Origin of the sequence: Zobellia uliginosa (assembly GCF_900156625.1) — a bacterium.
Classification (GTDB): Bacteria; Bacteroidota; Bacteroidia; order Flavobacteriales; family Flavobacteriaceae; genus Zobellia; species Zobellia uliginosa.
Map to the genome: position 1 here is coordinate 21,379 of NZ_FTOB01000002.1, position 21,342 is coordinate 42,720.

19 protein-coding genes are annotated in these 21,342 nt (G+C 39.9%); 4 read left to right on the forward strand and 15 right to left on the reverse strand.

What is annotated here, in order from left to right; all coding sequences use genetic code 11:
* Positions 1–2: 2 nt before the first annotated feature.
* Positions 3–2,330, reverse strand: a complete 2,328-nt coding sequence (locus BW980_RS04820; protein WP_076453830.1) for a molybdopterin-dependent oxidoreductase — start codon at positions 2,328–2,330, stop codon at positions 3–5.
* 11 nt (positions 2,331–2,341) lie between these two features.
* Complete coding sequence (locus BW980_RS04825; protein WP_076454664.1) at positions 2,342–2,575, reverse strand: hypothetical protein; 234 nt, start codon at positions 2,573–2,575, stop codon at positions 2,342–2,344.
* 317 nt (positions 2,576–2,892) lie between these two features.
* On the opposite strand from BW980_RS04825, the gene BW980_RS04830 reads away from it, so the two are divergent.
* The 3 genes from BW980_RS04830 (at position 2,893) to BW980_RS04840 (ending at position 4,960) form a co-directional block, all read left to right on the forward strand.
* A complete protein-coding gene (locus BW980_RS04830; RefSeq protein ID WP_076453831.1) occupies positions 2,893–4,074 on the forward strand; it encodes a molybdopterin molybdotransferase MoeA in 1,182 nt (393 codons plus the stop codon).
* A gap of 9 nt (positions 4,075–4,083) precedes the next feature.
* Positions 4,084–4,425: a winged helix-turn-helix domain-containing protein gene (locus BW980_RS04835; RefSeq protein WP_076453832.1), complete on the forward strand. Its 342-nt coding sequence runs from the start codon at positions 4,084–4,086 to the stop codon at positions 4,423–4,425.
* 94 nt (positions 4,426–4,519) lie between these two features.
* Positions 4,520–4,960, forward strand: coding sequence for a molybdenum cofactor biosynthesis protein MoaE (locus BW980_RS04840; RefSeq protein ID WP_076453833.1), 441 nt, complete (start codon positions 4,520–4,522; stop codon positions 4,958–4,960).
* Positions 4,961–5,144: 184 nt separating this feature from the next.
* Here the strand turns inward: BW980_RS04840 and BW980_RS04845 are convergent, their stop codons facing one another.
* Both BW980_RS04845 and BW980_RS23055 read right to left on the reverse strand, forming a co-directional pair.
* On the reverse strand, positions 5,145–6,437 hold the full coding sequence (locus tag BW980_RS04845; protein ID WP_076453834.1) for an alginate export family protein: 1,293 nt from the start codon (positions 6,435–6,437) through the stop codon (positions 5,145–5,147).
* Positions 6,438–6,522: 85 nt separating this feature from the next.
* On the reverse strand, positions 6,523–6,972 hold the full coding sequence (locus BW980_RS23055; RefSeq protein WP_076453835.1) for a DUF7738 domain-containing protein: 450 nt from the start codon (positions 6,970–6,972) through the stop codon (positions 6,523–6,525).
* 489 nt (positions 6,973–7,461) lie between these two features.
* On the opposite strand from BW980_RS23055, the gene BW980_RS04855 reads away from it, so the two are divergent.
* A complete protein-coding gene (locus BW980_RS04855; protein ID WP_076453836.1) occupies positions 7,462–9,765 on the forward strand; it encodes a DNA topoisomerase 3 in 2,304 nt (767 codons plus the stop codon).
* Positions 9,766–9,952: 187 nt separating this feature from the next.
* On the opposite strand, the gene BW980_RS04860 is transcribed toward BW980_RS04855, so the two are convergent.
* The 11 genes from BW980_RS04860 to BW980_RS04910 all read right to left on the reverse strand — a co-directional run bounded on the left by BW980_RS04860 (position 9,953) and on the right by BW980_RS04910 (position 21,293).
* Positions 9,953–11,581, reverse strand: a complete 1,629-nt coding sequence (locus BW980_RS04860) for a fibronectin type III domain-containing protein (protein ID WP_076453837.1) — start codon at positions 11,579–11,581, stop codon at positions 9,953–9,955.
* 224 nt (positions 11,582–11,805) lie between these two features.
* Positions 11,806–12,477: a hypothetical protein gene (locus BW980_RS04865; protein WP_076453838.1), complete on the reverse strand. Its 672-nt coding sequence runs from the start codon at positions 12,475–12,477 to the stop codon at positions 11,806–11,808.
* A gap of 39 nt (positions 12,478–12,516) precedes the next feature.
* On the reverse strand, positions 12,517–13,251 hold the full coding sequence (locus tag BW980_RS04870; protein ID WP_139327601.1) for a hypothetical protein: 735 nt from the start codon (positions 13,249–13,251) through the stop codon (positions 12,517–12,519).
* Between the two features lie 51 nt (positions 13,252–13,302).
* A complete protein-coding gene (locus tag BW980_RS04875; RefSeq protein WP_139327602.1) occupies positions 13,303–14,103 on the reverse strand; it encodes a hypothetical protein in 801 nt (266 codons plus the stop codon).
* Between the two features lie 280 nt (positions 14,104–14,383).
* Entirely contained in the window at positions 14,384–15,883 is a 1,500-nt protein-coding gene (locus BW980_RS04880; RefSeq protein WP_076453841.1) for a pyridoxal phosphate-dependent decarboxylase family protein, read from the reverse strand.
* A gap of 344 nt (positions 15,884–16,227) precedes the next feature.
* Positions 16,228–16,848 (reverse strand): T6SS immunity protein Tdi1 domain-containing protein, encoded by a 621-nt coding sequence (locus BW980_RS04885; protein ID WP_076453842.1) that lies wholly within the window; start codon positions 16,846–16,848, stop codon positions 16,228–16,230.
* Between the two features lie 286 nt (positions 16,849–17,134).
* Positions 17,135–17,875 carry a hypothetical protein gene (locus tag BW980_RS04890; RefSeq protein ID WP_139327603.1) on the reverse strand — a complete coding sequence of 247 codons (741 nt, stop codon included), beginning with the start codon at positions 17,873–17,875 and terminating at the stop codon, positions 17,135–17,137.
* A 405-nt stretch (positions 17,876–18,280) separates the two neighbouring features.
* On the reverse strand, positions 18,281–18,859 hold the full coding sequence (locus BW980_RS04895; RefSeq protein ID WP_076453844.1) for a hypothetical protein: 579 nt from the start codon (positions 18,857–18,859) through the stop codon (positions 18,281–18,283).
* Between the two features lie 513 nt (positions 18,860–19,372).
* The gene (locus tag BW980_RS04900) at positions 19,373–19,828 is read right to left on the reverse strand and encodes a hypothetical protein (RefSeq protein WP_076453845.1); all 456 of its coding nucleotides are present in this window, start codon (positions 19,826–19,828) and stop codon (positions 19,373–19,375) included.
* Between the two features lie 322 nt (positions 19,829–20,150).
* Positions 20,151–20,579 carry a VOC family protein gene (locus tag BW980_RS04905; protein WP_076454666.1) on the reverse strand — a complete coding sequence of 143 codons (429 nt, stop codon included), beginning with the start codon at positions 20,577–20,579 and terminating at the stop codon, positions 20,151–20,153.
* Positions 20,580–20,888: 309 nt separating this feature from the next.
* Positions 20,889–21,293 (reverse strand): hypothetical protein, encoded by a 405-nt coding sequence (locus BW980_RS04910; RefSeq protein ID WP_139327604.1) that lies wholly within the window; start codon positions 21,291–21,293, stop codon positions 20,889–20,891.
* Between the last annotated feature and the right edge of the window lie 49 nt (positions 21,294–21,342).

The following is a 21,342-nucleotide window of genomic DNA, read 5'->3' on the forward strand; positions in this document are numbered from 1 at the left end:
GTCTAGGCTCTTTCAACTTTTACCGCACATTTTTTATAATCCGGTTCTTTGGAAATAGGGCAGAAAGAGTCTAGGGTAACATCGTTAATGAGCATGTTCTCATCAAAGAAGGGAACGAATACTTGCCCTTTTGTAGGTAAACCTCTTTCGTTGATCGATGCCGGCAGCGTACAAGAACCCCGGCGAGAGGTGATTTTAATGTTTTCCCCGTTTCTAATCCCTAAAGATTTTGCATCGTCTGGATGAAACTCTGCATAGGCATTGGGCATGGCTTGATGTAGAACGGGAATTCTACGCGTCATGGATCCTGTATGCCAATGTTCTACAACACGGCCTGTGTTGAGCCAAAACGGATATTCTTGATCAGGTTTCTCAGGGGCGTCTTCAAAAGGACGTTGCCATATAACCGCTTTGCCATCTGGTTTTCCATAGAAATGAAAGTCTTCTCCATTGGAACAAGCAGGGTCGTATTTGGCATTATAACGCCATTGGGTGGACTTTCCATTTACATAAGGCCAGATAGCTCCGGACTCTTTCTCTAAGACTTCAAGTGGTGCCATACCGTGTTTTGCGCCTTCGTGAAATTGTCTGTATTCGTTGTATATTTCTTCTACGTGATTTTCTTTGCTATAAGGGAAGAGGTCTTCAAAACCCATTCGTCTTGCTACTTCAATGAACATCCAAGTATCTGGTGTTGCCTCTCCGGGGGATTCGACCATTTTTTGCCAATACTGTGTTCTTCGCTCAGAATTACCATAGAGTCCGCCTTTCTCAATATGCCAAGCAGCAGGGAGAATAACATCGGCTACATCCGTAGTAGGTGTGGGGAAAACATCTGAAACTACGACGAAACAAGATTTCTTTTCCATTGCTGGACGGTAACGACTGGTCTTAGGCAATGAAACTAGAGGATTGGTAGCTTGTACCCAGATAAAATTAATATCTCCGCGGTCTACTGCGCGGAACATTTCAGTGGCATGATAGGTAGGTTTGGATGGAATACGCTCCACGGGAACCTTCCAGATTTTAGCGGCCATTTCCCTGTCTTTCTTATTCATTACAACCCCATGCGGTAATTTGTGGGTAAAGGTTCCCACCTCACGGGCGGTACCACAAGCAGAAGGTTGGCCTGTTAATGAAAAAGGACCGTTACCCGGTTGCGATATTTTACCGGTAAGTAAATGAATATTGTAAACAAGGTTGTTTATCCATGTTCCTCGGGTGTGTTGGTTCATTCCCATACACCAATAAGACACTACTTTTTTATTGGGATCCCCATAAATTGCCGCTAGGTATTTAATGTCCTTTACGGAAACCTTGGAATACTTCGCCACTTTTTCAGGACTGTAATCCTTGAGGAATTCTTTATACGCCTCAAAATCTATTTTCTCTGGCTTATCCGTAAACTGAAAATTGTCTTCTAGACCATAGCCAATATGGGTAAGGCCTTTGCTAAAGCTACAATGTTTTTCAACAAAGGATTTATTGACCCATCCGTTTTGAATGATCTCATAACAAATGGCATTGGCTACCGCCAAGTCGGTTTGGGGTTCAAATAAGATCGATTTATCGGAAGCCGTACTTGAACGTGTAGTTCGTGTAGCGAAATCTATAATTTTAGCACCGCGCTTCGCTTTCTGTTCGAGCATTCTTGAGAATAGCACCGGGTGCATTTCGGCCATATTGTTTCCCCAGGTAACAAAGTAATCGGCGTGATCAATATCTTCATAACAGCCCATGGGCTCATCCGCTCCAAAAGAGGTTAAGAATCCTGTTACGGCACTTGCCATACAAAGGCGTGCATTACAATCGAGGTTATTGGTGCCTATGGCCCCTTTCATGAATTTAGAAGCGATATAGCCTTCCGGTATCGTAGATTGTCCTGAAGTATACATGGCCACGGAATCCTTACCGTTCTGGGCAATGCTTTCTTTCATTTTTGAAGCAACAAGGTCTAAAGCTTCATTTAATGGGGTTTCTACATAGTTGCCGTTTTTCTTTACTAGGGCGGTTTTAAGTCTGTCCTTAGATTGGATACACATGATCTGGTGGTATCCCTTTACACACAACAATCCCTTGTTTACAGATGAATTGGGGTCACCCTTTACAGCTACGGCCTTTCCATTTTCAGTCCCTACAAGAATTCCACAACCTACACCACAAAATCGACAAGGACCCTTTTTCCAATCCAGGTTGGCATTATCGGGAATTCCTTTCTCTTGCTCACTGGCAAATACAATGCCGGGGAACATCGATGCGGCTGCAGTAATTGCAGACAACATGGCCATTTTCTTTATAAAATTCCTTCTGTTGGTTAGAGAATCGTACATAGCTATATAAATTATTGAGGGGTGTTAAAACCAGAAACTAAAGCCAGTAGTTTTAGACTGCTTAGGGCTTCAATTTTTTCTTTTAGAATTTCGTCTTCTTTGTCGTTTAGGGTGTCGGTTACCAATGCCAAAATATTTTGATTCTCTGCAGGAAGTACCTCACATTGATCGAAACCTTTTAAAGCGGCTAATAACTCGTCTTTCCGCCCTGCAATAGGATGTGCTAAATAACTTTTGATAGGCATACTGTGTTGGTTATATGAGTGTGAAAACTCCGAATTTTCGTTCAAAGTTGTCTTATAATTTAACAAAAATAGGGGGGTATTTTCCTAGAAAAGATGATAAATGTCATAGGGTGAATCATAAATCAATCGCTATATTTGAATGGAAATAACGATTATTTGTCATTCATACTCTCGTAATACATAGGGTTATTCACGAAGAGAATCAAATAGTGGAGATTACGTAGATTTTAAGGGTTTTGTTGTTACTGATGTGCTTGTATAAGTTTGTTGGTATCTAAAATCATTTCATCTATTAAAATTAAGAAGGCAGGGAAATAATGATAGATACTACTACGGCGTTGGAATTGGTTTTGAAACATGGCACGCTCAATACCGATTTTTTTGAGGTAGACCTGAAAGATGCGCTAGATTATGTTGTAGCCAAAGATGTTGTTTCAAGAATAGATATGCCGCCATTCAGGCAATCGGCTATGGATGGTTACGCACTTCATGTGCACGATGATTTTACATATACAGTGGTGGGGGAAGTACAGGCCGGTGATCACAATGATCCTACTTTACGTAAAGGCGAGGCTGTCCGTATTTTTACGGGAGCACCTGTTCCCACTTCGGCAAATACGGTAGTCATGCAAGAAAGGGTAACCTTAGATGGCAATAAGATTATCGTAGAAGGATCCCCGAAGGTGAACATGAACATCAGGCCCAAAGCGGAACAAATAAAAGCAGGAGGTATTGCCATACATAAAGGAACTACGATCAAAGGGGGTCATATCGGATTTTTAGCCAGTCTGGGGCTTACTAAGATTACGGTTTCTAAAAAACCATCGGTCGCCATTGTCGTTACAGGAAACGAATTAGTGGCCCCGGGTATGCCCTTATCCTATGGTGAGATATACGAATCCAATGGGGCGATGCTGAGGGCTGTGCTAAACGAACTAGGCTACAAAAACACTTCTGTGGTGACTATTAGGGACGACTATGATACCACCAAAAATGTATTAAGTGATACTTTAGGGAAATACGATGTTGTTGTCGTTACGGGCGGGGTATCCGTAGGGGATTACGATTTTGTAGGAAAAGCATTTAAGGCCATTGGGGTACAAGAGATTTTTTATAAGGTGAAACAAAAACCGGGAAAACCCCTGTTTTTCGGTAAAAAGGAAGAGACATCCATATTTGGGCTTCCCGGAAATCCTGCTGCTGCCCTTAGTTGTTTTTATATCTATGTATATCCTCTTTTAAAGAAATATGAAGGGGCGGAGCATATGAACCTTCCCACTATTTCTTTGCCCTTGTTATCTGATTACACGGTAAAAGGAACTCAGGCGCAATTTTTAAAAGCTCGAATAGAAGGTGCCGGAGTGCGCATTTTGGGAGGACAAAGTTCTGCCATGGTGCAGGCTTTTGGAGATGCCAATGCCCTGGTTTGCCTACCTGTAAATTCTATGGAAATTAAAAAAGGCCAGAACGTAAAAACACTGCTATTGCCCACCAAATAACAGTTTGTCATGAACGATTACAAAATAAAAAGTAGGATTTGGATCGAAGTAGGGGATAATGTTTTGCTTGGTGAGGGAAGAGTGCGTTTGCTAAAGGAAATTGCGGCACAAGGCTCATTGTCAAAAGCGGCAAAGTCTATCGGTATGTCTTATAAGAAAGCATGGACGTTAGTAGATGCCGTGAATAAATCGGCAAAAGAAGCCGTGGTAACTACATCTGTTGGTGGACAAAAAGGAGGTGGGACGGTTGTTACACCTTATGGAAAAAATCTAATAGCCGCTTTTGAGCAAATCAATAAAAAGTGTTGGGAATTTCTTGACCAAGAGTTTGAAAGCCTAGACGGAATTTAAGAAAAACGAATCAGGATTACTTCTGTAGTAAGGGACCTGTAGAATCAATAAAAGTAATATCATAAATTTATAGTAAAGAAAATAGGATTAAAAAATGGGCACTACTTATAAAAACGTATTTAAACAAGGCGCTATTTCTTCGGCATTTATAGCGGAATCTATTGCCAAACACCAATCTAAAACCGGTATTGGCGCGCATAACATTTTTCTAGGTCAAGTACGGGCCGATGTTGTAGACGATAAAAAAGTTGCCGCAATAGAGTATACCGCATATGAAGATATGGCGAACAAAAAATTCCACGAGATAAGGGAAGCTACTTTTGAAAAATTCAATCTTAGCTGTATGCATATCTACCATAGTTTGGGAGCGGTTAAATCGGGAGAGATATGTCTATTCGTTTTTGTGTCATCGCCCAGGCGGAAAGAAGTCTTTAAGGCGTTGGAATATGTGGTAGAGGCCATTAAGGCCGATGTGCCTGTCTTTGGAAAGGAGATATTTGAGGATGCATCTTCGCAATGGAAGGTAAACAGCTAGCCCTATGGTCGCTGGTACCCGGCCTTCCCCTAAATTCCCTATTATGACGTTCTCGACCACGGTAAAAGAGTGTATTGGTTGGGAGTCTCCATACTAAGGCTTTCGGGTAGCGAAGCCGTAGTAGGAAAGGACATTGCTCTGATCATAGGGAAAATGGGCTCTATATGTTGAGGTAGCTGTATTCTTAGTTTGATGCTTTACCCAAATTTGTTTTAAAAAGGTTTGGATTGATCCTTAGTTGAACCCATCCCCAGTTGTTTGTATTGTCACTTGGTCTGCCACCTTTTACAAGAGTCATACTATCCGAAGCAAACATGTGGGAATAGCCTACATTTAGCTTTACATTCTTCATTAGGGCTTGTGTATATACCAAATCTAATTCCGTTCCTAAATAAGCATCGGCATCTCCGGTAAGGTCTGCATTGGCACTAAAATAATGTCCTTTTAGCAATAGGTTCGATTTTTCGCCCGTGGTAAAGACGATTTTTCCGTACACATCATTAAGTCCGACATTGTTAGCATGGTTGCCTACATAAAAATAATCCATGAATCCATTAAACTTGTGATTGGTTCCATAAAGGGGAAAAAACGATTTGTTCTTGGAGTCGCCGTCTTGATGGGTTCCGCTTAAAAGCTCAACACCTAATCCATAGAGAAATTTATTAGATGTATAAGTAGCCTCTAAAGCTAATTGATACGCTGCTAAATCCGTTGTTGCGTTTGCTTTCCCAAATTGATAATAAGCACTACCGGCAAAATGTACTTTTTGTACTGGGAACTTAAAGTAAGCACCTGTAGTCTGTCTATAGGAAACGCCGTCTGCAATATCATTGGCATCACCGGTAAAATCTTGAAACCCCGTATTAAGAAAAAGAAAGCTCACGGAACTTTTCTCCCAAGATTGCTTTAGGTAGGCATACTGCATGGATTTATAAGTGAAAAAACCTTGAATATTGTATGCCGTTCCTTCGTTACTTGCCGCTTCTTGGCTAAAGGCCCCACCTAAGTCGAGCATAAAACTATCCTTCTTGTAGCTTATGATGGCAGCATCGTGAAAACGTCCTTGCATGGCCCAATCCAAACCGCCAAAAATACGTTGGTCGTCATAAGAAATTACTTGTCTACCTAGCTTGGTAGACCAATTTTCGTTGAATTGTAATTGTGCCCAAGCTTGAAATAAAGAGAAAGAATCGTTTCCGTCTATCGCTAAAATTTGTCGGGTGTCTCCCCAAGTGCTCACATCCTGTACCGCAATGAACAGTTTTAGTTTTTCTGCGGAGTAACCAATATTCAGACGGGTACGTTGGTTTACGAAGGCTGCGGGATCGGCATTGGTAGGAAAAAGGTTGTTGTACCCGTGGCGATATTCAAATCGGGCCCTTAGATCCGCATCAACTTCCAGTGTTTGCGCAGTTAATGGAATACAACTGAAAATAAGTAAAAATAGAATGCCTATTTGAAGTCTTCGTAGGGTCATAATAGCTAGTTTATAACATTTGACAACAAAGGTTCGCTATTTGAATTTCAATAAATATGATATTTGTCACTTAAGTAAGTCGGTTCTAAACACCCGGATTCCAACCAATGGCAATGGCCACTTGCTTTTGCTCCTTTATAATAGAACGTATCATATAAGGTCTGTCGATATCTACGTTTTGAATGTTTTCGGCCATAGGTTTGCCGTCTATTGAAACCTTGCCTTTAAAATTTTTCAGGGGTTGATGGCCCAATCCATATCTATTATCTTCTACTAATAGTAACATCAGCATTTTATCAGGATTGGCTGTGGAGCAATATATGCCACAGTCATCCCATAAATACACTTTGTTGTTCGTGTTTTTAATAGGTTCTATGCGAGAAGCCTCTCCTAATATATTTTTAAGTACCGTATAATTGGTAGGAAAGCTAATACGGGTATTATTCAGAAAAATTTCAGTGGCTGTGCACTCTACTGAAATAGGAGTGCTCTTTTTTTTTCTCTTACTCGGATCTCTAAAGTCAAAAATGCCCATATAATGCAAGGTATTTCTTTTTTTAAGGATAATCGATTATTTAAGATCATTCTATTTTTGATCAGGGCGTTTTTTTGGGAGCGCCCGTATGTCGCTTTTCCGGATAAGCTCGATTGTTTTAATTAAAAAAGTGCTAATCGAAAACAACATATCATCTCTTATAAATAATTTTACCCAGTGTTGATTCAGCACCTATGGTGTTTTTACCCCATGTTCGTTTATTGTATTACCGGGCAATCCGGGAGTAATTTGGTTTTGAGGGGGAGGTGATCGATGGGGGAGAATTTCAACCTCCATTTTAAGTATATTATAGGCAGTTGTTAATCCAACCCTATATCAGTGTTGAAACGTTTACAGTAAGGGAGATTAACAATAGAATCAAGAAATATAGACTGTATAATTAATACAGTTCAAATAAAGAAAGATAAAGATAAGGTACAACGATACGATATATCGTAACTTAAAATTTTTTAATTTTCAACACAAAAAATGAAAGTATGTATTGCTGAAAAACCATCTGTTGCGCGAGAAATAGCTTCCGTTCTTGGGGCAAATACCAAACGTGATGGTTACTACGAAGGCAATGGCTATGCGGTAACCTATACTTTCGGACATCTTTGCACACTTAAAGAGCCAAGCGATTATAAACCACATTGGAAAAGTTGGGATCTAAATAACCTACCAATGTTACCCGAACATTTTGAAACCAAAGTGACTAAAGATTCCGGTATTCAAAAACAGTTTAAGATTATCAAGCAATTATTCGATAAGGCCGATGTTGTTATAAACTGTGGGGATGCGGGGCAAGAGGGGGAATTAATACAGCGTTGGGTATTGAACCAAGCGAACTACAAAGGCAAAGTTGAAAGACTTTGGATTTCTTCACTTACCAAAGAAGCTATAAAAGAAGGCTTCGATAATTTAAAGCCATCTACAGATTACGATAATTTATATTATGCAGGTTTTTCTCGTGCGATTGGGGATTGGCTTTTGGGTATGAATGCTACCCGCTTATACACTTTAAAACATGGTGGCTACAAGCAAGTATTGTCCGTTGGGCGTGTACAAACACCAACCTTGGCTATGCTAGTAGACCGGTTTAAAGAGATAGAAAATTTTAAGCCGCAACCTTATTGGGAGCTGCAAACATTATATCGCGAAACCTTGTTCAGCTATGAAGAAGGTCGTTTTTTAAAAGTAGAAGATGGCGAAAAACTTGCCAATATTGTAAAAGAACATGACTTTGAAATTGTTTCTATCTCAAAAAAAGCAGGTAATGAATATGCGCCCAAGCTTTTTGATTTGACAGGTTTACAAGTGTATTGTAATACCAAATTTGGATTTAGTGCAGACGAGACTTTAAAGATTGTTCAGAAATTATATGAGCAAAAAGTAGTAACCTACCCAAGGGTAGATACCACATTTTTGCCTAATGATGTATACCCTAAAGTGCCAGAGATACTCAAGAAACTTACGAAGTACGATAGGCTAACGAAGCCTCTTGAAGGCAAAAAATTAAAGAAAACCAAAAAGGTTTTTGACGACAGTAAGGTTACGGATCACCACGCTATTATTCCTACTGGTCAACAAATAAACTTGCAGTACAATCAGCAACAGGTTTATGATATAATTGTACGCCGTTTTATAGCTGTTTTTTATCCAGATTGTAAAGTTTCGAATACTACGGTCATAGGTAAAGCTGAAACAGTAAAATTTAAAACCACCGGAAAAGAGATTTTAGAAAAAGGATGGCGTGTTGTTTTCGAAACACCCAATGCACCACCAAAAGAATCGGGAATATTGCCAACGTTCAAGAAAGGCGAAAAGGGACCGCATGAGCCTTCATTTTTAGAAAAGCAAACAAAGCCACCAAAGCAGTATACCGAAGCTTCACTCTTACGTGCAATGGAAACTGCTGGCAAAAAGGTCGATGACGATGAACTTCGTGAGCTAATGAAAGAAAACGGAATTGGTAGGCCTTCAACACGTGCCAATATCATCGAAACATTGTTTCGCAGAAAATATATAAAGCGAAATAAAAAGCAGGTGATTCCCACAGTTACAGGTATTCAATTAATAGATACCATTCAAAATGAAATGCTGAAGTCTGCCGAACTTACCGGTAAATGGGAAAAGCAATTAAAAGATATAGAGAAAGGTACTTGTAGTGCAGGCAGTTTTATCAAGCAGATGAAACAAATGGTCGACCAATTGGTTTACGACGTTCGAAGTGAAACCAGAAAGGCCAATATTTCAGCTGTAAATAACAAGCCGGCGGTAGCGTCAGCTTCTAAGAAAAAAGCAATTAAAAAGGCTACGGATATAACATCAGAGGTTTGTCCTAAATGTAAAAAAGGAAGCATTCGAAGAGGGAAATCGGCTTATGGCTGTTCTGAGTTTAATAAGACTTGCGATTTTGTTGTTCCTTTTAAATTTGAAGGAAAAACCATTTCAGAAAAACAATATATTAGGTTGTTTCAAAAAGGTTCGACAGTAAATTTAAAAGGCTTTAAAGTCAACAATGATTCAGTTGAAGGCTTGGTTAGATTTGATGACAGCTTTAAATTAAAGTTAGAACCTAAGAAGGCTAAAATTCAAGCAAAGAATACCTCCGAAGAAAATAGGTGTCCGAAATGTAACAAAGGCACTATCATAAAAGGAAAAACTGCTTACGGTTGTAGCGAATATAAAACGGGTTGCGACTTTCGTTTCGGTTATGATGCTATTCGTGAAAAGGCAAAAGGAAGGCCATTGACCAAAGAGTTGGTTTTTGAAATATTTAGGGAACACTGATTTTTTTAATTTTCCTGTAAAAGAATTAACAGAAGTGAGTCCATTAATAGTGAATTGGTAAATAGGAAAAGTTGGTTTAAGAGGAATCGGATAAGGTTTGTTCCTATCTAAGGCTAAGATTTAAAACTCGCGGTCGACCCCGGAATCGCATGGTGATAGGGTGGTTTAGGAAAGCTAAAAAACTGGCTTACTCCAATTTCACCACCCAATAGTCCCATTGCCCTTTACCTGTGCCGCTGACATCTCCTCCGATGCCTTGTGTATAACCGGCTACGATATAGCCATCGTCAGTTTGTTGAACGGCATTGGCGTAATCGTTTTCAGGACTTCCGATACTTGTTTCCCACGTCAATTCACCGGACGAATTTAGCTTTACGATCCAATAATCGAGAAACCCTCCATTCGTGGGGCCACTCACATCAAAGTCGGTTGTTCCGGCGCTACCGGAAATAATGTATCCTTGGTCCGAGGTTTGCTCGATAGCATAAGCGGTATCGACCGATGAACTTCCAAGGTTGACTTCCCAAGTTATTTCTCCTGCAGTATCTAATTTTACGATCCAGTAATCCTTGTTTCCGTGATTGGCACTTACGTCAAAATCCGAAGATTCGGAATATCCCGCTACGATATACCCCTGATCGGTGGTTTGGTGAATGTCATAGGCATAGTCTTCAAGTGAACCTCCTAGGTGTTTTTCCCAAGCCAAATCGCCTAGGGCATCCAACTTTACGATCCAATAGTCTTTCTCCCCATAATTACCGCCTACATCGCCATCGATGGATTCGGAATATCCTGCCACAATATATCCTCCATCGCTGGTTTGTTCAACGGATTTTGCAATATCGAAGGCAGCTCCGCCAAGATGGCTTTCCCACACCAATAATCCGTCGTTATCGAGCTTTAGTATCCAATAGTCCAATCCTCCCTTATTACCGCCTACATCGCCATCGGAGGAAGCTGAAAAACCGGCGACAATATATCCGCCATCCAAGGTTTGGGCTACAGAGGTGGCTTCCTCATTGGAACTTCCACCGTAATTCGTTTCCCAAATCAAATTTCCGGAACCATCCAGTTTAACGATCCAAAAATCGGCGGCAGAAGCGTTTCCACTAATATCTTGGTCATTGGAGTAGGTCGTTCCAACGACGATATATCCCCCATCCGCGGTTTGCTGTATATCGTTTCCTGCCTCATCACTTGATCCCCCTAGGTTGGTTTCCCACAGCAAATCCCCTGAATTACTTAGTTTGGTAATCCAAAAATCCCCTCCCAAATAATTTTCCGCATCGTTGTTGCCTCCTACGTCACCATCATCGGATTCGGAAGTGCCCGCTATAATATACCCGCCATCGACCGTTAGTTGCAGGGAATTGGCCATGTCGATTTTAGAACCCCCAAATGATTTTTCCCAGGCGATGGAGACTCCGTCAGTATTGATTTCTTCTTCTTCTTCTTCCGTTGTAAAGGTAAACGTAGCCTCTGATGTATTGCCGTTGCCGTCGGAAGCCACTACCTTGCCCTTATAATCGGTTTGGGCGGTAAGGCTTTCTAAGGGGAAGTCGGTCGTTTCCAGCTTCGTCTTTAGTTCATTGCCTTCTAGAAATAGGGTATAGCTTACTAGGTCGTCATCGGGATCTAGAGCCGCATTCCAGCTCAACAAGGCGCTATTTTCGGTAATTTGGGAAACTTGCACCGTAAAAGTGCCGGGCTTTTGGTTTTCGGGTGTTGGCTTTGGGCTATCATGGTCATCGTTATTGCAACCAATCGCAAAGAGGCCAATGAGGGATAAGGCGGATAAAAAAAGATACTTTTTCATAGGCGATATTTTTTACCCCAAACATGCGGCCCATTTCCGTAGATTACGGGGCGAACGCACCATGTACATAGGGTTGGGTAAAAGTAGAAAGGGGAGGGGACTTCAATGTCCGGATAGTTTGGGTCTCAAAGAATCGACACTGATTTAGGGTTTCCTTTTATGGAGACCATTAAGCGGTTTATATCCCTATATAATCAAAAAGGATAGGTTTGTTTCCCAAAAAACTATTGCTGAATTTTAAAATTGAGGTCGAATGTGGTCTTACTGTCTAGAAAATCGACTATGATGTAGTGGCCCTTGAGTCTGCCCGCTGTTTCTAAATCGGCTTCAAAAGGGTAGGTCGCCTCACTATTCTCATATTCAATGCTACCCTCCATTGTATCATCATTAAGAATATAGGTTCCATTAAAATAATTGGGGTCCTTTATATCACCATTGTCCAATTCGATTTGTGTATAGCCGCTAAAAGTGCCGTCCGCGTTAAAAACCATTTCCATAATTTTGAATGTCGTCTCGTTAAAAGCTATACTCGATGCATAGGTCCCTTTGAAAGTTCCTTTAAATGGATTGTTGATGGTTAGGGAGGCTACATTCTTACCTGCGTTGTTTTGTGCAAAAAGTATTACGGTATGCACGCCTAGGGGCAATGAGCGATCCCACGACAATTGTCCGCTTTCTACATCGATGGAAAGGCCTTGAAGGGTGTTTTCCAATCCGAATTCCCCTTGTTTACCGTTCCATTGTACTTCGGGCAAGGGACTTTCCCCTTTCTGAAAATAACTCGTATTGAGAATGGGCGAGACCTTGAGTTTTGGGGGCAATATGACCGTATCATCGCTTTTCGAACAAGCGAAGAATAGAAATGCGACAATGGGAATGAAGTATGATGTTTTCATAGTATTTTTTTTGTGGAGGCAGTGTTGATAGTCAGGTTTTCAATCCCATTCAAATAAAAACTTTCCTTTGGGATCTAGAATTTCCCCTGAAGCGTCTTTTTCGTCACCGTAGGTTCCTATAAGTGTTATTTCTTCCTGATCGTATACCTGGCCCTTCATATAAGTCGTTTCACCGTTGGAGGTGTATTCTATGGCTATGGCCTCGTCTTCCAGGTTTTCCCAAGTGCCCGATGCCGAAAATGCGGGGTCGTCATAATCTACCATGCTAAAAGTCTGGTCTTCACTGAGAATAATCCCGAATTTTAAAGGAATCGGTGAATTCGGTATTTCTTCGGGATTTCCGGCGATAAATCCACCATAAAAATACCCCTGGTCAAAGCGATTGACCAACTGTATTGTGGTGCTAACGGATTCCTTACTGTTCTTGGCCGTGATGGTCAGGTCATAAGTGCCCAAGGGCAAAAGTCGACTCCAAAAAATGATACCGCTTTCTTCCTCGAATTTGATATGGTTATCGGTAAGGGTTTCGTTTGAGGTGAACATGGAAAGTGTGCCCTTTTCGCCTTTCCAGTCAATTTCGTTGGGCCCTACATTACCTCCATTTTTTAAGGTCGTCTGCACTATGGAATCCGGATACCCCAGGGTTATGCCCGTTTCTTCACCAAGGGCCTTTTGTGCTGTGCCATCATCGTTGTTGCAAGATTGTAGCAGGCCTATACCTATAAAAAGACCGAAACAAGGCCTTAAAATGCTGCGGATGGGTATTGTCTTCATTTGGATCATATATTTTTTCTCTACGGCCGTTGTCTATGGCGAAGAGCTTGATTAGTAATTTTCGTAACTAACGGTATAGCTAATGCTATCGCCCAAGGGGTCGTCAGGAACCATTTTGAACGCGATTAGGTTTCCGTCTTGATCACGGACTTGATTTTCATAGCTGTATGAAAAATTATTGGCCTCAAGAAGTTCAAGGTCGTTTTGATGGAAATAATAAAGCTCGTAACTAGATAGGTAGAAGAGTAATCCATACCAAATAGTCAGTGCAGGCTGGGGAGGCAAGTGATGGAAAACGCCTTTTTCGTTTGTAGAGGACGTCAATTGCAAGTAGTTCGACGATAGACTCATTTCCGTTAAGTTGTCGTATTCATCGAAGCGCCAGCCCATAGGGAAGACACTAGATTCACCGTCGATCCCATAAATACGGTTGTTAGGGTCATAGGAGAAGGCCGTTTCCTGTACGTCACCGCCTATGGTGAAAATGATATCTTCCATATCGCCATTTTCATCATAATCAAAAACGGTATCGTAGGTATACGCATCATCCATAGTATCTACATTCTCTAAAAGTACCCGCGTTACCGAACCGTTTGCATCGTAATCCACCGCTGCTGTCCAATGGATGTCATTGCTATCTTGGTTCAATACAATATCGATGGCCGTTAGTTGTTGTCGGTCACTGTAGGACATGGTGTATGTTCCCGAACGCTCATGGCTGTATACAACAGCGATAACTTTGGGCAAGGGAGTTTGTTTCGCTATTTCAGGAGGCGGATTACCGTCATCTTTCGAACAGCCCGCGAATAACAAGATGATCAGCGCCGTTTGTAGTATGTTCTTTATTTTCATTTTAAGGTGGATATGGAATGAATGAACCGGCAACCTAAGCATTGGAAATAAAAACAAAGTCTTGATTCTTTGACTTTAGAAAAATCGGGATAATTTTTTACGACGGTCCCTGGTAGGGCAAAGGGGGTATGCCCATGTGCTTTTTGAAATGCTTATGGACAAAAACAGGAAGCCCTATGGATACGCGTCCCATGGTCTTGAAGATGGCCAACCGGCGATTTCCCGAAAGATAAAGCCTACTTCCGGTTTTAGTGTTTGGCGCCCCTAGGTTGTGCTCCTTTTATTCTGTCTCGGTGTCTTTGGTAACGGCAGATAGTTTTTTATGAAGCTTTGTTCCCACTCTTATGATAATGTCGATCATTTCTTCAATGTCTTTTTCAGAGGTTCTAAAATTCACGATACAAGCTCTCAAACAATATTGCTCCTTGACTAGGGCATTCGATAAAAAGGCCTCGCCGCCCGCTTGTAATTCGTTCAGTATGCTTTCGTTCAGGGTATTCAGGTAGTCGTTGTCCGTATTATGTTCGATGGGGAGATATCTGAGGGTGGTAATGCTCAAGTTCTGGGAAACGGCCTCGAGTTGGTCATGTTTCCGGGCAAGGTCGAATAGCATTTTAGAGAGTTCGATATCTTCGGTGATGAGGGCCTCATAGCCACTTCTGCCCACTTGTTGTAAGTTTAGCCACACTTTTAGGGCCCTAAAACCCCGGGAGTTTTGGAGTCCGTATTCGTAAAAGTTTTGGGCCATTTCGCCATCAGTGTTGCTGAAATTGTAATATTCGGGATGCGAACTATAGGTGTCTATCAGGTGTTGCGGGTTTTTGACCAAGGTGCATCCCGCTTCTAGGGGACTGTACAGCCATTTGTGAGGGTCTAGGGCAATGGAGTCGGCTTCCTTGATTCCTTCGAACAGATGCTTGTATTTGGGCACTATGGCGGCAGGTACCCCATAGGCACCATCAATATGGAACCACAGGTCGTATTTTTTGCAAATAGCGGATAGTTCGTTGAGGTTGTCAACGACTCCCGTACTGACATCGCCTGCCGTACCCACGACCATTAAAGGGCTGCAGTTGTTTTTTAGGTCGGCTTCGATAGTTGTTTCGAGTAGTTCGGTATCCATCTTATTGGAGGCGTCCGTAGCGATCCAACGTATGGATCTCGTGCCCAAGCCAAATAAGATGACCGCTTTTTCGATCCATGTATGTGTGGTTTTAGAGCAATAGACGGTCAATTGGTTCCTGGCGTTCTGAATGCCGTCTTCTTTAATGTTCTTTGGGGATTTGGCCGTTCTTGCCGCCAAGAAAGCCGTGAAGTTCGCCATATTGCCGCCACTGACCAACAGGCCTCCGTAGTTTGATGGAACACCAATGAACTCGCACAACCACTTCACCGTTTGTTTTTCAATCTCGGTGGCAATGGGACTCAGGATATGGGCTCCCACATTAGGGTTGACCGACGCCGCCAATAAATCGGCCAAGGCGCCAATCGGAGCGGCGGAAGAAGTAATATACCCTAAGAACTTGGGATGGCCGTTGAGTAAGGAATGGTTGAACAGTAGATCGGTCGCCCTTGAAATTAACTCATTGGCCGGTTTTCCGTTTTCGGGCAATGGTAAATGGCCCAATATAGTTTGCAATGTACTCGGACTTTCATTGGGGGTCACCGGTTTTTGGTCTATGGAATGAATAAAATTTGAAATATCGTCAATAAGTTGGTATCCGACTTTTTGAAATTCTTCCCTATCCATTTCAATAGGTGATTTTCTGGTTTTAGCCATAATGTTCGGTTTAGGAATGGTTTACAAGCTTGGGTTTGGGTAATTTGTTCGAACCCCGATGGCTATCGCAACGCAAGCAATGAATTTTAGGCCTTGTGCCTGTTGTACAAGTTATAAAAAAAGCCCCTTTACGGGGCTTGTATACCTCTTATTTTATAGAGGCCTAATGGATTGTGGAAGGGGTGTGGAGTTGTAAAACCTTTATTGGTATTACGAGGAGGTTCCGTGTTCGAATACTGTTATCACTCTTTTGTGTTATATCGGTGCTTTGTTTCTGTATATCTGAACTTATTATAGTTTCAATCGTATGGCCGACCTTCGGTATAAAAGTCGTTGTAATGCTTTTACATGGTCATTTGAAAAACAATGTCTTGATAGACCTGGGCATTTCCTTTTTTCAAGTATTTCGTTTCCATTGCTCCGCCCAGGGCCAAAATAGGGGTGAAGGTGAATACTTCGTTTTTGGCCAAGTGGCCTTGTTCGGCAATCGCTTGTTTGAATAAAGTTTCCCTTAGCCATTCTTCGCGATCTTCCTCATTGGTAAGGAAGTCTTCAAAAAATGATTGAAGGCTCCATACTACGGTTTCTATTTTTCGGTATTGGATATCTATCATACAAACATCTTCGTCCGTTTCCGTTAGCTTCCGATAATAGAACAACTCCCCGAAAGCACTAATGGCAATGGGAACGTAGTTTTCCACTTCTTGCCCGAGCCACGTCCATAACGAAGGCTCAAAATCTTTGGGGTTTACCAATTGGATCAATCCGTTGTCATATTTACCGAATCCCTTCGATTTCCATAGGTCGATTAAGTATGGGGGGACTTTGTCTTTGTAGGTCTCAATAATGGGCTCGGGAACGACTGAGCTGCCTTCTTCGGCTTTCAAGGCCCCATTCGGAGACTGCTTTGGTCGGTCTGTTTGCCTTTTGGTGTTTTTTTTGAATAAATTTTTAAAAAAGCTCATTGGGTATAGGGTTTATCAAATGGTAGAATCGGGTTTTTAGCGGTCTTTTATGCCTTTGTTGACAACGTTTTTTTTATGGCTATTATGATTTTTAAGACCCAACTTTTTTTCGACTTTAATAATTTTGAAGACTTACCCCTTTTCTTACAGCGGTAAATTAAACAAATTAATGTTTTTGATTTCAGTTCTACTAAACATTGCTTTGCCATTGCAAAATCAGGAAGGCCATACGATGCAAGGAAGGATTTGTTTGTTTTTTACCTCGGTTCTTTGTTGTAGTGCGTTTTTATATTTTCTTATTTTGTTCAAAAAATTCAATTATTTTATTTTCATTTATTAGCCTTTTCGTGTAATCTAAAATTGAGTCCGATGTCAATTCGGGACTTTTGATTTGCAAAGACTTTAATGTTTTATCTTTTTGTGGTGCAATAAGAATTGTCTTGCCATAATTCAAGTCAAAAATTCTTGTATTTATTATTGCATAAGCGTTATTTTCGGGAGTTTGAAATGCGACATAATCAATTCTATTGTTTTTAGTTTTAATAAAACCTTGTCCTAAATAATCGGGATGATTTCTTGATATAACAATACCACCACTTAAATTATAATTAATATTATCAATTGTGTCAGTTGATATTATTATCTGAAAAAATATTTCGTCTTTTCTGGTTTTAAGTCTGCTTTTGTTGAATTCATTTTTTTTTATAAAAAAACTATTCATCACAAGGGTTTTATTTTTCATTGTGAATTTATCTCCAACATTTCCTAAACCTTTAAAACTTCCTTCACCTAATAAATCATATTTTGGAACTGGAAAAGTCCCAACCCTAAATGGGCCAAGATTCCCAAGGTCGCCATTATTTTTATCACGTTCAAACATCTCCCAATCCCAAGTTGTTGAATCATTTACATTGTGTAAGTACTCCAACCTTTTTGTTTCAGACCATTCATTTTGATTGATTGTTTTTTTCTCCGAACAACTGATTGTTGAGATTACAAGTATGATTACATAAAATATTCTTTTCATTTGGTTTTTGAATTCGGTAGTTTTTTTCAAATGCACTACAATGGTTGAGCTATGAACAGAACGGGAGCAAACTAGTGTTTGCTTTCCGCCATGCACATAGCAAAATCTTTTTGTTTTGCTTTATTTTTTCCTGTCCAGAGCAAAATTCCATCCCGATGGCTATCGGGATTGTGGACTTCATAAAAATACGCAAACCCAGCGTTTAAGACCTAAGCCCGTATTGTTTATAGGTTGTGTGCCTGTTGCACAAGCATGAATTCCATCAACACCTACTTATTAGGTTATTTTTTATAAAATATAACTAAATGATATATTGGTTTTTGATCATTTCTGATAATTCAAAAACTATCAATTTATTCCGTATGACGGGTTGTGCAACGGTTACCTTTATTAGCCACAGGCTTTTCATCCGAGTGAGTCCACAATAAAAACTAGTCCAAAAATCCAGCCGACGTAAAGAGCAGTATAACCAATTGCATACATTGCAGATGCCCCAATATCTCCTTTTGTTTCCGATGATTTCCTAAACACAAACTTTAAAGCACGGAAGAAGACCCAGTATAGCATTGCTAAAATAATAAAAATCGAAAGCCATAATACAGCTTCAAAAAGCACTAAAAGAATAGTGAGCAGAATAGTTATTCCAATCCATAAGAGTATGGACACTAAAAGTCCACCAATACCATCTCCGACTTCTATACTCGGTGCCAATGGCATATTACCTGATTCAAAAATTGGCGTTTTTGCCTTATAGTCTTCAATTTTAGGAAAGTTATCCAAAAGTCCTACACCTTTATAAAGTCCATAAATCATAAACAGAAAAAGAGCACAAGAAATAACACCTAAAGAAAGATAAAAATTATCGGTTAAACTTCTGTTGTAATTTTCTCCGGTTAGATAAACGGTTAAGATAGTAACTCCAATTACGATTAGAGATACTTTAAAAACGGATTTCCCTTTTAAATATGTTTGTTTCGCTTTCAATTTTTTTTAGATTGTGGCTAACATTTAGGATATGAAAAGTAGGCGATTACGAGGTACGAAACTTTCGGTTAAGCACAAAGTTTGATACGAGCCAAAACCTTTGATTTTACTACTGTTTCTCCTATTTTTTTTATATATGATGTGTGCCCACTATGGGCATTTTTTACGCTACAGAAATGTAGTTAATTAATCTAGAGGGTGCAAGCCCCTTATGCGCTGGAGTAACTTCTGGAAGCATTAGTAAGTCGCAAGGGGGGTAACCGTGAGGTTACATCTGAAGAAAGCGAGTTTTCATTAATTGGGGGACCGATTTCCAAGAAAATCTGTAGCCTATTCTAAAGTATGGAATAGTTACAATTGGTGTAAGGAACGATGGGAAAGATGGATTGCGAACTGCCGCATACGGCCCGTTCCGCACCAGCTGCGGGAAGACCCGTATGGCAGGTGGTGTGAGGGGCGTAGTCCGTTCCTAACTAGGGGCGGACCCGTCTACTCGATTAGCAAACGTCTTATTCAAGATTTTTTTTTTTTGCTAAAATCAATTAATAGTCCTAATAGGATAAATCCAAAACTGCTATATTTAAAACTTTCAAGGGCTCCAAAATATATTTGTCCATCTCTATTAAAATCTAATATGGTTGCCCAATAAATATAAAATCCAAGAGTATGGATTATAAAATATTGTATTATCATTATTCCGATAATATGTTTATTTTCATATGCTTTCTTTTTTGATTTCAATAGAATGATTCCTGTTGTAAGCAGAAACAATATGAAGAGAATAAAAAGCATAGCAATAATAATATTAGAATAGGGTTCACTATCTAGTGTGTCAGAAATGAATATTTCTAATAAAGTTGCTGGCATTATCGAATATGGCGGAATAATAATTGTAAATATTAACAATAGACTAATAGCGGTAAAAATAGAACCTATAATTGTCGCGTTATATTTTTTATTGATTTTCATATTATTTCAAGTTTTTTTAAATACCAAAGTATTCAAAATATATCGACTAACGTCAAATTCATGTAGCTTTCCCTAAAACGGGTAAGGCTACACTATTGCAAAATCGGAAAGACCATACAATGCAACTTACGTTTCGGTATGGTCTAGATAAATAGAAGATGAATCGAATAAAAAAGCCCGAAGAACCTGTTTTTTGAATCTAAGGGCCTAGAATAGTATTGTCTCAGATTAAGGAAGGATTTGTTTGTTTTTTACCTCGGTTCTTTGTTGTGCGTTCCGCTTTCCCCACGATACTTTTCATTCTGTTCAAAATTTAGTCAGTCTATATTGGTTCCCACAATTCAATTTTATTATCGTCTTTGTCTAAAATATGCACGAATTTTCCGTAATCATAAGTTACAATACTGTCAAGCACAGTTACTCCGTTTTTCTTTAATTTTTCTATAAGTCCTTCGATATTTTGAACTTGGTAGTTAATCATAAATTCCTTTTTGGAAGGCGAAAAATGTTTGTCATTTTTTTTAAACGCCTTCCATTGGAGAGAATTTACAACATCAGGATTGTCAATATCTCTGGTATCAAAACTTGAAGAACCCCAATCGTTAGTTTCTATTCCTAAATTTTGGGCATACCATTTCTGCGTTTCTTTCGGATTATCTGAATAAAAGAAAATTCCACCTACTCCAGTTACTTTGGGCGTATCATCAGTTTTCGAAACTTGTTTTTCTGTTTGGACTTTCTTGTCTGCCATATCTTTGGTTTTATCAGTTTTAGAGTTACAACTTATGAGTGAAGTTCCAATTAAAAAGTGAAATTCCAATTAAAAAAGTTACTATAGTTTTGTTCATATCACTAATTTTAATGGTGTCACGATTTTTTTAGCTGACGCACAACGTGTTTGTGTATGATTTCGTTGCGTGTTTAAGCAACTTAATTAGCAAATACAAACCGAATAGAAAATCCGCTAGGATTTTCATAAGTAGGCGAGTACTAGCGGTTGTGCAACGGTTACTATTGTTGTGCAACGTATTTTATTTTTTTCTTACTTCTCGTTGTATTGTTAATCCAATGCGTTTTGGTCAACTCCGTAATATTCAACTCCAAATCGGTCGCTCTTTTCCAAGTATTTTTTTACTAAATCGTTTTCATCTTCTACATAAGTATTTACACCTAAAAAGGAAACATTGTCCTCATATTTATGTACCATAATGACCTTAGGTTGTCCAACCAAAGGAATAAATGGAGAATTCTTTTCATGGCCAATGGTTGGGTTATCCTTTTCTAAATCGTAAATGTATGTTACGTCCACTTTTCTGTTTTGATAGGCGAATTCCTTTTCAACTTTTATTATAAGTCCTTGCACTTCAACAAAGTCCTCTTCGTTATAATCTTCAAAATTCCTTGTCCTTTGTTCTTTACAACCGTGAAATAATATTATAAGTGAAATAATCAGAAACTTTCTCATGGTAATTTGTTGCAAAACGTTTAGTATATGAAGCGTAGCCTGCCGATAG

What these genes read in the sequence shown, in the direction of transcription:
- BW980_RS04830 (WP_076453831.1), top strand. Translation starts at nt 2,893, where the DNA reads ATGATAGATACTACTACGGCGTTGGAATTGGTTTTGAAACATGGCACG.
- BW980_RS04875 (WP_139327602.1), bottom strand. Translation starts at nt 14,103, where the DNA reads ATGAAAATAAAGAACATACTACAAACGGCGCTGATCATCTTGTTATTC.
- BW980_RS04835 (WP_076453832.1), top strand. Translation starts at nt 4,084, where the DNA reads ATGAACGATTACAAAATAAAAAGTAGGATTTGGATCGAAGTAGGGGAT.
- BW980_RS04900 (WP_076453845.1), bottom strand. Translation starts at nt 19,828, where the DNA reads ATGAAAATCAATAAAAAATATAACGCGACAATTATAGGTTCTATTTTT.
- BW980_RS04865 (WP_076453838.1), bottom strand. Translation starts at nt 12,477, where the DNA reads ATGAAAACATCATACTTCATTCCCATTGTCGCATTTCTATTCTTCGCT.
- BW980_RS04820 (WP_076453830.1), bottom strand. Translation starts at nt 2,330, where the DNA reads ATGTACGATTCTCTAACCAACAGAAGGAATTTTATAAAGAAAATGGCC.
- BW980_RS04825 (WP_076454664.1), bottom strand. Translation starts at nt 2,575, where the DNA reads ATGCCTATCAAAAGTTATTTAGCACATCCTATTGCAGGGCGGAAAGAC.
- BW980_RS04840 (WP_076453833.1), top strand. Translation starts at nt 4,520, where the DNA reads ATGGGCACTACTTATAAAAACGTATTTAAACAAGGCGCTATTTCTTCG.
- BW980_RS04870 (WP_139327601.1), bottom strand. Translation starts at nt 13,251, where the DNA reads ATGAAGACAATACCCATCCGCAGCATTTTAAGGCCTTGTTTCGGTCTT.
- BW980_RS23055 (WP_076453835.1), bottom strand. Translation starts at nt 6,972, where the DNA reads ATGGGCATTTTTGACTTTAGAGATCCGAGTAAGAGAAAAAAAAAGAGC.
- BW980_RS04905 (WP_076454666.1), bottom strand. Translation starts at nt 20,579, where the DNA reads ATGGCAGACAAGAAAGTCCAAACAGAAAAACAAGTTTCGAAAACTGAT.
- BW980_RS04910 (WP_139327604.1), bottom strand. Translation starts at nt 21,293, where the DNA reads ATGAGAAAGTTTCTGATTATTTCACTTATAATATTATTTCACGGTTGT.
- BW980_RS04885 (WP_076453842.1), bottom strand. Translation starts at nt 16,848, where the DNA reads ATGAGCTTTTTTAAAAATTTATTCAAAAAAAACACCAAAAGGCAAACA.
- BW980_RS04845 (WP_076453834.1), bottom strand. Translation starts at nt 6,437, where the DNA reads ATGACCCTACGAAGACTTCAAATAGGCATTCTATTTTTACTTATTTTC.
- BW980_RS04855 (WP_076453836.1), top strand. Translation starts at nt 7,462, where the DNA reads ATGAAAGTATGTATTGCTGAAAAACCATCTGTTGCGCGAGAAATAGCT.
- BW980_RS04890 (WP_139327603.1), bottom strand. Translation starts at nt 17,875, where the DNA reads ATGAAAAGAATATTTTATGTAATCATACTTGTAATCTCAACAATCAGT.
- BW980_RS04880 (WP_076453841.1), bottom strand. Translation starts at nt 15,883, where the DNA reads ATGGCTAAAACCAGAAAATCACCTATTGAAATGGATAGGGAAGAATTT.
- BW980_RS04860 (WP_076453837.1), bottom strand. Translation starts at nt 11,581, where the DNA reads ATGAAAAAGTATCTTTTTTTATCCGCCTTATCCCTCATTGGCCTCTTT.